This window comes from Micromonospora sp. DSM 43699, from assembly GCF_055517075.1.
Window position 1 is genome coordinate 25,052 of record NZ_JBTMMT010000059.1, and the last position, 15,749, is coordinate 40,800.

Consider the following 15,749-nt stretch of genomic DNA (forward strand, 5'->3'; position numbering starts at 1 on the left):
CAGACAGCCGTGGCACCACCTCAGGGACAGATGCGCCCCGGGCGGCAGCTCGCCGTGCTCGGGTTCATCTTCGTCGTCCTCTTTACCTTGGTGTTCTTCTCGGGCGGCGCCAGTGGCGGCTGGAAGGACCGGTTGGAGCCCCGGCTCGGCCTGGACCTGATCGGCGGCACCCGGCTGACGCTGGAGGCGACCAACAGCCTCGACGGCAAGCCCCCGACGTCGGCCAACCTGGAGGAGGCCCGGCAGATCATCGAGAGCCGGGTCAACGCCTACGGGGTGGCCGAGGCCGAGGTGGTCACCGAGGGCAACCGGAACATCGTCATCTCCCTGCCCGGTGAGAACCGTGACCTCACCGACGTCGGCAGCGCCGCGGAGCTGCGCTTCCGCAAGGTACTCAAGGCCGCCGACGGCAGCGGCGCGGTCGCCGCCCCGGCGACCCCGACGCCGGCCCCGTCCGGCAGCGCCGCGCCGAGCCCGTCGGGCAGCCCCTCGCCGAAGGCCTCCGGCGGCGCGTCGCCCAAGGTGACCGGCTCGCCGAGCGCCGGTGGTCAGGGCGGCGGCGCCCCCGCGCCGAGCGCCACCCCGTCCGGGTCGCCCTCGCCGAGCGCCCCCGCCGCCTCGCCCAGCACCACCGAGGCCCCGGTGCCGCAGAGCATCGAGGAGCAGCGCAAGGCCGTCGAGAAGAAGGTGGGCGCGCCCGCCTGGGCCGCCGCGAGCGGGCTCCAGGCCCCGGCCGACCTGGCCACCAACCCGGCCCTGGCGGAGACGTTCAAGCCGTTCGGCACGCTCTCCGCGCAGGAGGTCGCGGTGCTGACCCCGCAGATGCAGTTCAACGTGCCGACCATCACCTGCGCCCAGCTCGACAAGCGGCCCCCCGCGTCGATCAAGGACGAGAAGCAGCAGGCGGTCGCCTGTGAGGGCGGCGCGGCGAAGTACCTGCTCGACCAGGCCAAGGTGGTGGGCACCGACGTCAAGGACGCCAACGCCGTCCTCGACCAGGCGAGCACCTGGGTGGTCAGCCTGAACTTCACCGGTGACGGTCAGTCCAAGTGGACCGAGCTGACCCGGGAGGCGTTCAACAACACCGGTGGCGGCTGCGACCAGACGGCGCTGGGCCAGGACGGCAAGTGCCGGGTGGCGGTGGTGCTGGACAACGAGATCGTCTCCTCGCCCGAGATCCAGGGCGTGCTGACCGGCGACTCGCAGATCACCGGCAGCTTCGACAACACCTCGGCGAACGCGCTGGCCAGCCAGCTGCGCTACGGCGCGCTGCCGGTCACCTTCGTGCCGCAGGAGCAGCAGAACGTCACGGCGACGCTGGGCGACAGCCACCTGCGGGCCGGTCTGCTGGCCGCCGGCATCGGCATGCTGCTGGTCATCATCTACTCGTTCTTCTACTACCGGCTGCTCGGTTCGGTGATCTTCCTGAGCCTGGTGCTCTCCGCGCTGCTGGTCTTCGGCGCGCTGGTGGTGCTCGGCCGGTCGATCGGCTTCACCCTCACCCTGGCCGGCATCGCCGGCATGATCGTCTCGCTCGGTGTGGCGGCGGACTCGTTCGTCATCTACTTCGAGCGGCTCAAGGACGAGATCCGGGAGGGGCGCAGCCCGCGCAGCGCGGTGCCCCGGGCCTGGATTCGGGCCCGCCGGACGATCATCTCGGCGAACGCGATCACCCTGATGTCCGCCGTGGTGCTCTACATCGTCTCGGTCGGCACGGTGAAGGGCTTCGCCTTCGCCCTCGGCCTGGCGACCGTGCTCGACCTGGTGGTCGTCTTCCTCTTCCGGCACCCGATCATGACGATGTTCGCCCGGACCCCGGCGTTCCTGTCGCCCCGGGTCAGCGGCCTCGGTCGGGCCCTGCCCGCCCGTTCGGCCGACCCGGGCACCGCCCGCAACTCGCGCGTCAAGGAGGCCTGAGATGGCTAAGAGTGGTCTGGCGTCTCGGCTCTACCGGGGCGAGGCCGGTCTCAACATCGTCGGCCGGCGCAAGCTGTGGTTCACCGTCGCCGGGGTGCTGGTGCTGATCGCCGTGCTCAGCTTCGCGGTGCGCGGCTTCAGCCTGGGCATCGAGTTCGCCGGCGGCAACTCGTTCCAGGTGCCGGCCAGCGTCGGCACCCTGGACCAGGCCGAGGCCAAGGTCAACGACGCGCTGGCGGCCGAGGGCGACGGCGCGAAGGTGGTGACCGCGCAGAAGGTCGGCAGCACCAGCGGTCAGTACTACGAGCTGCGTACCTCGCAGCTCAGCGCCGAGCAGGCCAACGCGGTCAAGGCCGAGATGGCCGACGAGTTCGGCATCAACGCCGACCAGATCAGCGGCAGCCAGGTCAGCGAGGCGTGGGGCAGTCAGGTGACCTCCCGGGCGCTGCTCGGCCTGGTCATCTTCGTCCTGGTGGTGGCGGTCTACCTGGTGCTGCGGTTCGAGTGGCGGATGGCGGTCGCCGCGATCATCTCGCTGTTCATGAACCTGATCCTCACCGCCGGCATCTACTCGCTCGTCGGTTTCGAGGTCACCCCGTCGACGATCATCGGGTTCCTCACCATCCTGGGCTTCGCGCTCTACGACGTGGTGGTGGTCTTCGACAAGGTCCAGGAGAACACCCGGGGCATCACCGCCAACAACAACCAGACCTACGGCGAGGCGGCCAACCTGGCGCTCAACCAGAGCCTGATGCGGTCGTTGAACACCTCGGTCGTCGCCCTGCTCCCGGTCGGCGGTCTGCTCTTCATCGGTGCCGGCCTGCTCGGCGCGGGCACCCTGAAGGACCTCGGCCTGGTGCTCTTCGTCGGTATGGCGATGGCGTTCCTGACCTCGATCCTGCTCTCCACCCCGCTGCTGGTGCTGCTGAAGAACCAGGACCCGCGGATCGAGGCGCACGCCAAGCGGGTGCTGGCCCGCCGGGGCGCGGTCGCCCGGGGCGAGATCACCCCGCGCGGCGCGGCCCGGCCCGCCGGTGACGAGACCGTCGACGAGCCGATCGACCCGGAGGCGGCGGCCCTGGCCGGCAGCGCGCCGAAGGTCGGTTCCCGCCCGGCGGCCAAGCGGGCGACAGGGGCCCGGGGTGGCCGGCCCAGCGGCGGCGGGGGTAACCGGCCCGGCGGCGCGAAGCGGCGCTGACCGACGGGCGACCCGCCACACGTCGAGTCGACGGCGTCCGCCATGCTGTGCGAGCAGCATGACGGACGCCGTCGTCGTATCGAAGGAGAGCCGACCACCGTGACCGAGACCCACAGCACCGGTGTACGGGGAGACAGCGGCCCGGAGGTGGCCCGGCTGGTCGCCAGCCGGGTGCTGGACGTGCCGGACTTCCCCAAGCCCGGGGTCATGTTCAAGGACCTGATGCCGCTGTTCGCCGACGGCGACGTGTTCCGTGAGGTGATCGACGGGATCGTCGCACACCACGGGCGGGACAGCTTCGACATCGTGGTCGGCATCGAGGCCCGGGGGTTCGTGATCGCCGCCGCGATCGCGTACGCCACCGGGTTGGGTGTGGTGCCGGTGCGCAAGGCGGGCAAGCTGCCCCGGCCGGCGTACTCGGCCTCCTACGCCCTGGAGTACGGCGAGGCGACGCTGGAGGTGCACCAGGACGCCTTCACCGCCGGGCACCGGGTGCTGGTGGTCGACGACGTGCTGGCCACCGGAGGCACCGCCGAGGCGACCCTCGACCTGGTCGAGCGCGCCGGCGGCACGGTGGCCGGTTTCACCGTACTGCTGGAGTTGGGTTTCCTTGGCGGGCGGGAGCGGCTCGCCGGGCGTCCGGTCCATGCCCTGCTGACCGTTTGACGCCCGGGACGTCCCGGCGACCAGGGACGGACCGTCCGGCGGAGCGGCACGGCACCTACCGTGCGGGTAGCATTGCCCATTGCTGACCGGGCGATCACCCGTCCGGTCGGTGGGCACGTCGTCGGCCGCACGGCCGGCGGGCAACGCCATCGGCCCGACGACGGTCGATGGGAACATGCCGGCGCGAAGGCCGGTTTGGAAGACAAGGCGTCGGCCGCACGGCCGGCGTGGTCCCGGCGATCGGTGAGGAGGCCGGTGTCCCACGATGTCGTCCCTCCGGTGGAGGGCACGGTGCACCCGACAGGCGACACTGACGGCGCGGTGACCGATCGGAAGAACAATCCACCGGCCAGCCCTGCGGGAGTCGGCGACGCCGCCGGTGCCGCGCCCGACGGCGTGGCCGTGGAGTCGTCGACCGCCGACGACCCGTCGCCGAGCGCCGGTTTCGCGCTGTCCAACGCGCCGACCGGGCGTCGGGTGCGGGCGCGGCTGGCCCGGTTCAACGCCCCCTGGCAGAGCTCCCAGGTCAGCGAGGTGCTCGAACCGCTGATCGCCAGCCACCGGGAGAACCACCCCAAGGCGGATGCCCGGCTGCTCCAGCGGGCCTTCGACACCGCCGCGCGTTGGCACTCCGGTCAGTACCGCAAGTCCGGCGACCCGTACATCACCCATCCGCTCGCGGTGGCGACCATCCTGGGCAACCTGGGGATGGACACCACCACGCTGGTGGCGGCACTGCTGCACGACACGATCGAGGACACCGAGTACACCCTCGACCAGATGCGGGCCGACTTCGGGCCCGAGGTCACCCTGCTCGTCGACGGCGTGACGAAGCTCGACAAGGTCAAGCTGGGCGACGCGGCCAAGGCGGAGACGATCCGCAAGATGGTCGTGGCGATGGCGAAGGACCCGCGGGTCCTGGTGATCAAGCTGGCCGACCGGCTGCACAACATGCGTACGCTCTCCTTCCTGCCGGCGCCCAAGCGCGAGCAGAAGGCGAAGGAGACGCTGGAGATCCTGGCGCCACTGGCCCACCGCCTCGGTATGAACACCATCAAGTGGGAGCTGGAGGATCTGGCCTTCGGCACCCTGTTCCCGAAACGCTACGAGGAGATCCTGCGGCTGATCGGGGAGCACCAGCCGCAGCGGGAGTCGTTGCTCAAGCAGGTCACCCAGAAGGTCGGCACCGACCTGAAGGCCGCCAAGATCAAGGCCGAGACGACAGGTCGACCGAAGCACCTCTACTCGATCTACCAGAAGATGATCGTGCGGGGGCGGGACTTCAACGACATCTACGACCTGATCGGGGTGCGGATCCTGGTCGACACGGTGCGGGACTGCTACGCGGCGCTGGGGGTCATCCACGCCAACTGGCAGCCGGTGCCGGGCCGGTTCAAGGACTACATCGCGATGCCCAAGTTCAACATGTACCAGTCGTTGCACACGACTGTCATCGGGCCCACCGGCAAGCCGGTGGAGATGCAGATCCGCACGTACGCGATGCACCGCACCGCCGAGTTCGGCATCGCCGCGCACTGGAAGTACAAGGAGCACAAGGGCACCCAGATCGTCGGCCCGCCGGCGCACATCGACGAGATGACGTGGCTGCGGCAGCTGCTGGACTGGCAGCGGGAGGCGGCCGACCCGTCGGAGTTCCTCGACGCGCTGCGGTTCGACCTGTCCAGCCAGGAGGTGTACGTCTTCACCCCCAAGGGTGACGTCATCCCGTTGCCGACCGGTTCGACGCCCGTGGACTTCGCGTACGCGGTGCACACCGAGGTGGGGCACAAGTGCATCGGGGCGCGGGTCAACGGCAAGCTCGTGCCGTTGGAGTCGACGCTGTCAAACGGTGACGTGATCGAGATCTTCACCTCGAAGTCCGACACGGCCGGCCCGACGCAGGACTGGCTGAGCTTCGTCAAGAGCCCCCGGGCGCGTACCAAGATCCGCCAGTACTTCAACAAGGAGCGGCGCGAGGAGGCGATCGAGGCCGGTAAGGACTCGATCGTCAAGGCGATGCGCAAGCAGGGCATGCCGTTGCAGCGGATGCTCACCTCCGACGCGTTGATGGCGATCGCCCGGGACCTGCACCTCGCCGACGTCGCCTCGCTCTATGCGGCGGTCGGCGACAGTCAGGTGTCGGCGCAGTCGGTGGTGCAGAAGCTGATGGCCGCGTACGGCGGCGAGGAGGGCGCGGCGGAGGACATCGCCGAGACCGCCGTCGCCACCCGTCCGCCGCACAGCCGGCAGAACAGCAGCGATCCCGGCGTGGTGGTGCGGGGCGTCAGCGACGTCTGGATCAAGCTGGCCCGGTGCTGCACGCCGGTGCCCCCGGACTCGGTCTTCGGGTTCGTCACCCGCTCCGGCGGGGTCAGCGTGCACCGCGACGACTGCGCCAACGCCGAGGACCTGCGGGCTCAGGCCGAGCGGGTGGTGGAGGTCAGTTGGAAGCTCACCTCCGCCTCCACGTTCCTGGTGGCCATCCAGGTGGAGGCCCTCGACCGGCACAAGCTGCTGGCCGACGTCACCCGGGTGCTCTCCGAGGAGCGGGTCAACATCCTGTCGGCGACGGTCACCACCACCCGGGACCGGGTGGCGGTGAGCCGGTTCAGCTTCGAGATGGCCGACCCGAAGCATCTGGGCCACCTGATGGCCGCCGTCCGCAAGGTCGACGGGGTCTTCGATGCCTACCGGGTCACCTCCGGCGCCTGACGGGCAGCCAGGCCAGCGCCACGACAGACCCCGGACCAGCGACACGACAGCGTCACCGGCGACGGCAGCGCCATCGGGGACACGACAGCGCCACCGGGGGACCGGCAGCGCCACCGGGGACACGACAGCGCCCGCCGGCTCAGCCGGCGGGCGCTGCGTCGTACCGGAGGGGTCAGCCCTCGATGTCGCTCATCGTCAGCTTGGTGATGGTGACCTCCTTCTTGGGGTGGCCACCCCCGGCCTGCTGGGCGTACGCCTTGTCGTCACCGGCTGCGGCGACCTGCTTGACCAGGTCCATGCCGGTGGTGACGGTGCCCAGCACGGTGTATTTCGCGTCGAGCTGCGAGTCGCCGTAGACGATGAAGAACTGGCTGCCGGTGCTGCCCTCCTGCCCGGAGTTGGCCATCGCGATGACACCCTCCGGGTAGGGGGGCCGCTTGTCGGTCGGCAGGTTCTCCTCGGCCAGGGCGTAGCTCGGCCCGCCGGTGCCGTCGGTCTGCCGCCAGCCCTTGCCGGTCGCGCTCGGGTCACCGCACTGGAGCACCTTGATGCCCTCGGTCACCAGGCGGTGGCACTTCGAGTTGTCGAAGAAGCCCTTGCTGGCCAGGTGGGTGAAGCTGCCCGCCGTGCAGGGCACCTTGGTCCGGTCGATCTTGGCGACGATCGGGCCCAGGTTGGTCTCCATGGTCATCGTCTGGGTGCCCTTGTTGGCCTGCTGGGTCGGCGGCAGCCCGACGTCCTTGATCTGCGCCGGTCGGCCCTCCTTCGGGGCCTCGGTGTAGGCGCACTGCGAGAAGCCCTCGGTGCCGGCGGCCTGCTGTTTGCTGTCGTCGTCATCGCCGCCGAGGCTGGTCGCCAGCCAGACGGTGCCGGCGACCACGAGCACCAGGATCGCGGCGGCCCCGACGATCGCCTGCGTCTGCCGGCGCTTGCGGGCCCTGGCCGAGCGCTCGGCCATCTCCCGCTCAAGTCGGGCCCGCGCCGCCGCGCGCTGCCGCTCTCTCGTGGACGTCACGGTCACTCCTCCTGGGCGTTCTCTGGCGCGGCGTGGCCGCAGGTACGGGTGGTGGGCCGGTTCAGCCGGCGCTGGGGCTGGCCGCCGGAGGGCTGGCCGCCGGGGAACCGGTGGCCGACGCCGATCCGGCCTGCGCCTCGCCGACGGTCAGCTTGCGGATCACCACGTCGGTCTTCGGCTTGACCTTGGCGCCCGCCCCGTTGTCCACGGTCGGCAGGGCACCGATCTTCTCGACCACGTCCAGCCCGCCGGTGACCCGGCCGATGACCGGGTACGCCGGCTGGGCCGGGTTGAAGTCCTTGAAGAAGAGCAGGAACTGGCTGCCGTTGGCGCCCGGCGGGTTGCCGATCATCGCGACCGTGCCCTTCGGGTAGGCCGGCGGCTCACCGGGGGCCGGACTGGCCGACGGGCTCGCCTCGGGCCCGGTCGGCACGTTCTCGTTGTAGAACGTGTAGGTGGGGCCGCCCAGGCCGGTGCCGCTCGGGTCGCCACAGCGCAGCGCTCCCTCGGCGGTGATCTCGTGGCACCTGGTGTTGTCGTAGAACGACGCGCCGGCAAGGTGGGCGATGCTCGCCCCGGCGCAGGGCGCCCCGGCGAGATCCAGCTCCGCGGTGATCGGACCGCCCTGGTCGGTGTCGACTGTCATCGTGCGCACCCCCGAGGTGGGCAGACCCTTGGCAGCCGGGGTGCCGACGTCCTTGAGGTTGGTGTTGGCGCCCGCGTCCTGTGGCGTCCAGAGGCAGACGTCCTCGGCGGCCTTCTGCTCGGGGTCGCGGTCGAAGGCGCCCAGCCCCCAGGCCGCGCCGGCCACGATCAGCACCAGCACCACGGCCGCGCCGACCCCGGCCTGGATCTGTCGACGCCGTCGAGCGGCGGCGGCCCGCCGGGCCAACTGCCGGTCGAGCTTCTCCCGCGCGAGCTTGCGCTGCCGGTCCCTGCTGGAAGCCACCCGAGCTCCCCTCCTCTACCCTGGTCGTCACCGGCGGTCGGGCCGTTCGCGCCCGCCGTGCCCGCAGGTGCGCCACGCCACACGCCCGCAGAGTGTACGGGTACCCGCTGTGAAAGTGGTGTACGAGGTCCGGCCTGGGTTTATCAAAGTGCGTCACTGTGCCGTCCGGGGTGGGTGGGACGGGTGGGAACGGACACCGGATCACCGGTGGCGACTAGGCTGCCCGGGAGACGGACGACTCGAACGGAAGGGGAGTGGACGTGCTCGTGGCCGGCTTTCCTGCGGACGCCTTCGGCACCAACTGCTACGTGGTGGCGACCGCGCCGGGGGAGCAGTGCGTGGTGGTCGACCCCGGCATCGGGGTGCTCGACCGGCTCGACGCCGTGCTCGCCGAGCACCGCCTGCACCCGGCCGCCGTGCTGCTCACCCATGGCCATCTCGACCACACCTTCTCCGTCGCCCCGGTCTGCGGCGCGCGCGGCATCCCGGCGTACGTGCACCCGGACGACCGGGAGCTGCTGGCCGACCCGACCAAGGCGCTCTCGATGGACCTCACCGCGCTGTTCGGCGGCCGGCTGCCCTACACCGAGCCCGACGACGTCGCGGAGCTGACCGACGGGGCGACGCTGGCGCTGGCCGGTCTGGAGATCACCGTCGACCACGCACCCGGCCATACCGGCGGGTCGGTGCTGTTCCGGCTGCCCGGCGCCGGCTCGCCCTGGGAGGCCGAGCAGCTCTGCCTCTCCGGTGACGTGCTCTTCGCCGGCTCGATCGGCCGCACCGACCTGCCGGGCGGCAGCATGCCCCGGATGCTGACCAGCCTGCGGGAGAAGGTCCTCCCGCTGGCCGACGACACCGTCGTGCTGCCCGGCCACGGCCCGGCGACCACCATCGGCCGCGAGCGCGCGAGCAACCCGTACCTCGTCGACGTGGCGGGTCCGGGCGGCGCACGCCCGACCGCGCCCACCCGCGGCCTCTAGTCTCGTCCGCGCCGCGCGCGGGCCTGTCGATCTCACCGCGCACCCCGCGCGGACCCGCAAGGAGTACGCCATGAGCAAGCCCACGCCCATCTCCGGCTTCCCGGAGTGGACCACGTCGCAGCGGATGATCGAGCAGTTCGTCCTCGACCGGATCCGGCACACCTTCGAGTTGTACGGGTTCGCGCCGCTGGAGACCCGGTCGGTGGAGCCGTTGGACCAACTGCTGCGCAAGGGCGAGACCTCGAAGGAGGTCTACCTGCTGCGTCGGTTGCAGGCCGACGCGGACGGCCCGGCCGGTGACGACGCGCTCGGCCTGCACTTCGACCTGACCGTGCCGTTCGCCAGGTACGTGCTGGAGAACGCCGGCAAGCTCCAGTTCCCGTTCCGCCGCTACCAGATCCAGAAGGTGTGGCGGGGTGAACGCCCGCAGGAGGGGCGCTACCGGGAGTTCCTCCAGGCCGACATCGACATCGTCGACCGGGACACCCTGCCGGCGCACTACGAGGCGGAGATGCCGCTGGTGATCGGGGACGCGCTGCGCGCGTTGCCCATCCCGCCGGTGCGGATCCAGGTCAACAACCGCAAGATCTGCGAGGGCTTCTACCGGGGCATCGGGCTGACGGATCCGGAGGCGGCGCTGCGCGCGGTCGACAAGCTCGACAAGATCGGTCCGGCGAAGGTGGCCGGGTTGCTGGCCGAGACGGCCGGGGCGAGCGAGGCGCAGGCCAAGGCGTGCCTCGCGCTGGCCGAGATCTCCGCCCCGGACGTCTCCTTCGCCGACGCGGTGCGTGCCCTCGGGGTGACCGATCCGCTGCTCGACGAGGGCATCGCCGAGCTGGTGGCGGTGGTGGAGACCGCCGCCGCGCACGCGCCGGGGCTCTGCGTCGCCGACCTGCGGATCGCCCGTGGCCTGGACTACTACACCGGCACCGTGTACGAGACGCAGTTGCTCGGATACGAGCGCTTCGGCTCGATCTGCTCCGGGGGCCGGTACGACGACCTGGCCAGCGCCGGTGCCGTGTCGTACCCGGGCGTCGGCATCTCGATCGGGGTGACCCGGCTGCTCGGCCTGCTCTTCGGCGCCGACGCGTTGTCGATCTCGCGCAACGTGCCGACGTGTGTGCTGGTGGCGGTCGGCGTCGAGGAGGAGCGGGCGGCCAGCAACGCCGTGGCCGAGGCGCTGCGGTCGCGGGGCGTGCCGACCGAGGTGTCGCCGAACGCGGCGAAGTTCGGCAAGCAGATCCGGTACGCCGAGCGCCGAGGCATTCCGTACGTGTGGTTCCCCGGGGCCGAGGGCGACCAGGTCAAGGACATCCGCTCGGGCGAGCAGTCGGGTGCCGTGGCGGGGGAGTGGATGCCGCCCCACCAGGACCTGAAGCCACGCATCGGCTGAGTCCCCCGGTTACTGGCGCGTACGCCGACGGGGACCTACGGTGGCGTAAGTTACGCCACCGTAGGGAGGCCCCTGTGACCGAGCTGAACCAGACCGCGCTGCTGCACGAACTCGAACCCGTGGTAGCCAAGAACCTCGACCGTCACCTGTCGGTGGCGAAGGAGTGGTTCCCGCACGAGTACGTGCCGTGGAGCGAGGGACGCACCTTCGACGGCCCGCTCGGCGGCGAGGCATGGTCGGAGGGGGACTCGACGCTGCCCGACGTGGCCCGGACCGCGTTGATCGTCAACCTGCTCACCGAGGACAACCTGCCGTCGTACCATCACCAGATCGCCAGCCTGTTCGGGCCGGACGGGGCGTGGGGGACCTGGGTGGGCCGGTGGACCGCCGAGGAGGGGCGGCACGGCACCGCCATCCGGGACTACCTCACGGTGACCCGGGCGGTCGACCCGGTGGCCCTGGAACGGGCCCGGATGGTGCACATGACGGCCGGTTACAGCAACTCGCACGACTCGTCGATGCTGCGCTCGCTGGCGTACGTGTCGTTCCAGGAGTTGGCGACCCGGATCTCGCACCGCAACACCGGCCGGATCACCGGCGACCCGGTCTGCGAGGCGCTGCTGAGCCGGGTCGCGGCCGACGAGAACCTGCACATGGTCTTCTACCGCAACCTGCTCGGCGCGGCCCTGGAAGTGGCCCCCAGCCAGACGATGCGGGCGATCGCCGAGGTGCTCGGCGACTTCCAGATGCCCGGCGTGGGCATCGAGGGCTTCACCCGCAAGTCGGTGGCGATCGCGCTGGCCGGCATCTACGACCTGCGTCAGCACCGCGACGACGTGGTGGCCCCGGTGCTGCGCCAGTGGGACGTGTTCAGCGTCGTCGGCCTGAACGCCGACGGTGAGGCCGCCCGCGACGAGATCGCCGCCCACCTGGACGGCCTGGAGCAGGCCGCCTCCCGGTTCGAGGAGAAGCGCGACGCCCGCGCGGCCAAGCTGGCCGCTCGCGCCTGAACGACGTTCATCCGTTGGCCGCCCGGACCCGCGCCTGCCACCGGAAGGGTGGGTGCGGGTGCCCGCCGCCCGCCGCCCGCCGGACAACTCGCCTGCCCGCATCCGCAGATAACACAGGGTGATTGGCCCGCGCTGTTACGTATTGTGACCGACGCGTCGCCCGTCCTTTTCCTCCTCACCGCGCTTTGCTCTGCTGTCATCGCGGCACCACATCATCTGGCCTGCGGAAAGCTTGGTGCTGCTGCTTCCGGTGACCGCGAGCTGCGGCTACCGCTCGTGACTGTCGCTGTCGGGGCAGCAGAGCAAAGGGAGCGAGTGGTGGGTGGTTGGGTCGGGCTGTGGTGACTTTGTGTGATGAGCGGGTGGCGTCGCTTTTCGCCGGACTCGCCGTGTTTCGCCGGAGCGGCGGGAGGCGAGGTGATTGTCGGCGACGACCCGCGCGGTGGAGGTGGCTGCGCCAGCAGTGCGCCGCTGCCCCTTGCCGGTCTCCGGGCGGGATCCGATGGCACCCTCGCGGCTGGAAGGGGCGCCGTCGTCACCGTTGGGCCGTCGTCAGTGCCGGGTGGTACCGACGGGCATCTCACCTGGGGCGGTGACTTCGACCGGCTCCCACGCTCGCGGGGGTGGGGGAGGCCGTGGCGGCGGGGTGGGCCGTGCTGGTGGGGGTCTGACATGGATGTGTCCACCGTGTTGCCTGCCCGTCATATCGGCGGGCGGGGTGAATCCGGGCAAAGCCATGTCTTGATAACGATCTTAAATATGTGAATACTTCAGTTCACTCGGCCGGTTTTCCCAGGTCGGTCGGGTGTCCCCGGGTGCGTTTCCATGACGCCGCCCGTCACCCCCTCCCGGAGGTTGTTGCATGCGACCCACGAGGTCCTCACTCCGCCACGTCGCCGCCGTCGCCATGGCCGGCACCCTGGTCACCGGCGCGCTGCTGGGCGCACCAGCCCAGGCGGCCCCCGCCTCGCCCGCATCCCCCGACGCCGCCGCCAGCCTGGCCGACCGCCTCGGCGACCGTGCCGCCGGCACCTTCGCCGACGGCAGCGGCAAGATGGTCGTCGCGGTCACCGACTCCGCGGCCGCCCGTCAGGTCCGCGCCGCCGGCGCCACCCCGAAGCTGGTCACCCGGGGCGCCGCCCAGCTCCGCTCCGCCACCGCCGAGCTGGAGCGCTCGGCGAAGATCCCCGGCACCGCCTGGTGGACCGACGCGGTCACCAACCAGGTCGTCGTCTCGGTCGACAGCACCGTCACCGGTGCCAAGCTGGCGAAGGTCAAGGCCGCCGCCGCGCGCACCGGCGGCGCTGTCCGGGTCGAGGCCGAGGCCGGCGTGCTCGGCACCCGGATCTCCGGCGGCCAGGCCATCTACACCGGTGGCGGCCGCTGCTCGCTCGGCTTCAACGTCCGCAACAGCGCCGGCCAGACCTTCTTCCTGACCGCCGGGCACTGCACCAACATCGGCTCGACCTGGTACTCGAACTCCGGCCAGACCAGTGTGCTGGGCACCCGTACCGGCACCAGCTTCCCGGGCAACGACTACGGCATCGTCCGGCACAGCAACTCCGCCAACGCGACCGGCAACGTCTCCCTCTACAACGGCAGCTACCAGGACGTCACCGGTGCCGTCAACGCGTACGTCGGCCAGAGCGTGCGACGTTCCGGCAGCACCACCGGCGTCAAGAGCGGTTCGGTGACCGCCACCAACGCCACGGTGAACTACGCCGAGGGTTCGGTCTCCGGCCTGATCCGCACCAACGTCTGCGCCGAGCCGGGCGACAGCGGCGGCTCGCTGTTCAGCGGCACCAGCGCGGTCGGCCTCACCTCCGGCGGCAGCGGTAACTGCACCTCCGGCGGCACCACCTACTTCCAGCCGGTCACCGAGCCGTTGAGCGTCTACGGCGTCAGCATCATCTGATCCACCCCCGCGAACGGGCCGCCGGGACACCGGCGGCCCGCTCCGCGTGTCCGGGGGCGTGGGCCGGGGCCTTGCTCACCCCGCAACCGGGCGGACCGGGCGGCTGACACAATGCGGGTGACACAGCCGTACCGCAGATGAGGAGACGCAAGTCGTGATCCGTACCCATGACGCCGGCAGCCTGCGCGCGACGGACGCCGGCACCACGGTGACGCTCGCCGGGTGGGTGGCCCGCCGGCGCGACCACGGCGGTGTCATCTTCGTCGACCTGCGCGACGGCTCCGGCGTGGTCCAGGTGGTGTTCCGCGAGGAGGACGCGCACGCGCTGCGCAACGAGTTCTGCGTGAAGGTCACCGGCGAGGTGACCCGCCGACCCGAGGGCAACGAGAACCCGGAGCTGCCCACCGGCGAGATCGAGGTGACCGCCAGCGCGCTGGAGGTGCTCTCCGAGGCCGCGCCGCTGCCGCTGCCGGTGGACGACCAGATCGAGGCCGGTGACGACATCAGGCTCCGTTACCGCTACCTGGACCTGCGTCGCAGCGGCCCGGCCAACGCCCTGCGGCTGCGTTCGCGGGCCAACCAGCTCGCCCGCACCGTGCTGCACGAGCGGGACTTCCTGGAGATCGAGACCCCTACGCTGACCCGGTCCACCCCGGAGGGGGCCCGGGACTTCCTGGTCCCGGTCCGGCTCCAGCCGGGCAGTTGGTACGCGCTGCCGCAGTCGCCGCAGCTGTTCAAGCAGCTGCTCATGGTCGGCGGCATGGAGCGGTACTACCAGATCGCCCGCTGCTACCGCGACGAGGACTTCCGGGCCGACCGGCAGCCGGAGTTCACCCAGCTCGACATCGAGATGTCCTTCGTCACCGAGGACGACGTGATCGACCTCGGCGAGGCGATCGTCTCGGCGCTCTGGAAGGACCTGGCCGACCATGAGATCTCCCGGCCGATTCCCCGGATCACCTGGCACGACGCGATGGCCCGGTACGGCTCCGACAAGCCCGACCTGCGCTACGGCCTGGAGCTGACCGAGCTGACCGACTACCTGCGCGGCACCGCCTTCCGGGTCTTCGCCGGGGCGATCGACGCGGGCGGCTACGTCGGCGCGGTGGTCATGCCGGGCGGTGCGGCGCAGACCCGCAAGGAGCTGGACGGCTGGCAGGACTGGGCCAAGGCGCGTGGCGCGCGTGGCCTGGCGTACGTGGTGCTGGACGCGGAGACCGGTGAGGCGCGCGGGCCGGTGGCGAAGAACCTGTCCGCCGAGCACCTGGGCGGGCTGGCCGACGCGGTCGGGGCCAAGCCCGGTGACGCGGTGTTCTTCGCCGCCAGCACGAACGCCCGGGAGGCGCAGGAGCTGCTCGGCGCGGCCCGGATCGAGATCGCCAAGCGGGCGAAGCTGATCGACGAGAGCGCCTGGGCGTTCTGCTGGGTGGTCGACGCCCCGATGTTCGAACGCACTGACGACGAGGGCTGGACCGCGGTGCACCACCCGTTCACCTCGCCGAACGCCGAGTGGGTCGACCGGTTCGAGGAGGCCCCCGACCGCGCGTTGGCGTACGCGTACGACATCGTCTGCAACGGCAACGAGATCGGCGGCGGCTCGATCCGTATCCACCGGGGCGACGTGCAGCAGCGCGTCTTCGACCTGCTGGGCATCACCCCCACCGAGGCGCAGGACAAGTTCGGCTTCCTGCTGGAGGCGTTCAAGTACGGCGCCCCGCCGCACGGCGGCATCGCCTTCGGGTGGGACCGGGTCTGCATGCTGCTGGCCGGGGCCGACTCGATCCGCGAGGTGATCGCCTTCCCGAAGACCCGGGGCGGCTTCGACCCGCTGACCGGCGCCCCCACCCCGATCACCACCCAGCAACGCACCGAGGCCGGCATCGACGCCAAGCCCAAGCCCCCGACCGCCTCCCCCGGCACCGCCGGCCCCGCCGCCCCGGTAACCGACCCGGTCTAACCCCACCCCCGCGAGCGTGGGAGCCGGTCGAAGTCAC

11 protein-coding genes are annotated in these 15,749 nt (G+C 71.1%); 9 read left to right on the forward strand and 2 right to left on the reverse strand.

Annotation, left to right across the window (positions count from 1 at the left end; genetic code table 11):
- Window positions 1-9 precede the first annotated feature (9 nt).
- The 4 genes from secD to AC0AIB_RS23970 all read left to right on the forward strand — a co-directional run bounded on the left by secD (window position 10) and on the right by AC0AIB_RS23970 (window position 6,493).
- Window positions 10-1,917 carry a protein translocase subunit SecD gene (gene secD / locus AC0AIB_RS23955; RefSeq protein ID WP_328348525.1) on the forward strand — a complete coding sequence of 636 codons (1,908 nt, stop codon included), beginning with the start codon at window positions 10-12 and terminating at the stop codon, window positions 1,915-1,917.
- A gap of 1 nt (window position 1,918) precedes the next feature.
- On the forward strand, window positions 1,919-3,115 hold the full coding sequence (secF, locus tag AC0AIB_RS23960) for a protein translocase subunit SecF (RefSeq protein WP_328348524.1): 1,197 nt from the start codon (window positions 1,919-1,921) through the stop codon (window positions 3,113-3,115).
- Between the two features lie 99 nt (window positions 3,116-3,214).
- The gene (locus AC0AIB_RS23965) at window positions 3,215-3,781 is read left to right on the forward strand and encodes an adenine phosphoribosyltransferase (protein WP_328348523.1); all 567 of its coding nucleotides are present in this window, start codon (window positions 3,215-3,217) and stop codon (window positions 3,779-3,781) included.
- 279 nt (window positions 3,782-4,060) lie between these two features.
- Window positions 4,061-6,493: a RelA/SpoT family protein gene (locus AC0AIB_RS23970; RefSeq protein WP_465097526.1), complete on the forward strand. Its 2,433-nt coding sequence runs from the start codon at window positions 4,061-4,063 to the stop codon at window positions 6,491-6,493.
- Window positions 6,494-6,665: 172 nt separating this feature from the next.
- Here the strand turns inward: AC0AIB_RS23970 and AC0AIB_RS23975 are convergent, their stop codons facing one another.
- Together AC0AIB_RS23975 and AC0AIB_RS23980 are read right to left on the reverse strand one after the other, a co-directional pair.
- Window positions 6,666-7,508, reverse strand: a complete 843-nt coding sequence (locus tag AC0AIB_RS23975) for a peptidylprolyl isomerase (protein WP_328348522.1) — start codon at window positions 7,506-7,508, stop codon at window positions 6,666-6,668.
- A gap of 61 nt (window positions 7,509-7,569) precedes the next feature.
- Window positions 7,570-8,457, reverse strand: a complete 888-nt coding sequence (locus AC0AIB_RS23980) for a peptidylprolyl isomerase (protein WP_328348521.1) — start codon at window positions 8,455-8,457, stop codon at window positions 7,570-7,572.
- A gap of 260 nt (window positions 8,458-8,717) precedes the next feature.
- Between AC0AIB_RS23980 and AC0AIB_RS23985 the strand changes: the two genes are divergently transcribed.
- The 5 genes from AC0AIB_RS23985 (at window position 8,718) to aspS (ending at window position 15,712) form a co-directional block, all read left to right on the forward strand.
- Window positions 8,718-9,437: an MBL fold metallo-hydrolase gene (locus AC0AIB_RS23985; protein WP_328348841.1), complete on the forward strand. Its 720-nt coding sequence runs from the start codon at window positions 8,718-8,720 to the stop codon at window positions 9,435-9,437.
- A 70-nt stretch (window positions 9,438-9,507) separates the two neighbouring features.
- Window positions 9,508-10,830, forward strand: a complete 1,323-nt coding sequence (hisS, locus tag AC0AIB_RS23990) for a histidine--tRNA ligase (protein ID WP_465097523.1) — start codon at window positions 9,508-9,510, stop codon at window positions 10,828-10,830.
- Between the two features lie 74 nt (window positions 10,831-10,904).
- A complete protein-coding gene (locus AC0AIB_RS23995; protein ID WP_465097524.1) occupies window positions 10,905-11,840 on the forward strand; it encodes an acyl-ACP desaturase in 936 nt (311 codons plus the stop codon).
- An 862-nt stretch (window positions 11,841-12,702) separates the two neighbouring features.
- Window positions 12,703-13,755, forward strand: a complete 1,053-nt coding sequence (locus tag AC0AIB_RS24000) for a S1 family peptidase (RefSeq protein WP_328348518.1) — start codon at window positions 12,703-12,705, stop codon at window positions 13,753-13,755.
- A gap of 154 nt (window positions 13,756-13,909) precedes the next feature.
- Window positions 13,910-15,712, forward strand: a complete 1,803-nt coding sequence (gene aspS, locus AC0AIB_RS24005; protein WP_465097525.1) for an aspartate--tRNA ligase — start codon at window positions 13,910-13,912, stop codon at window positions 15,710-15,712.
- Window positions 15,713-15,749 lie beyond the last annotated feature (37 nt).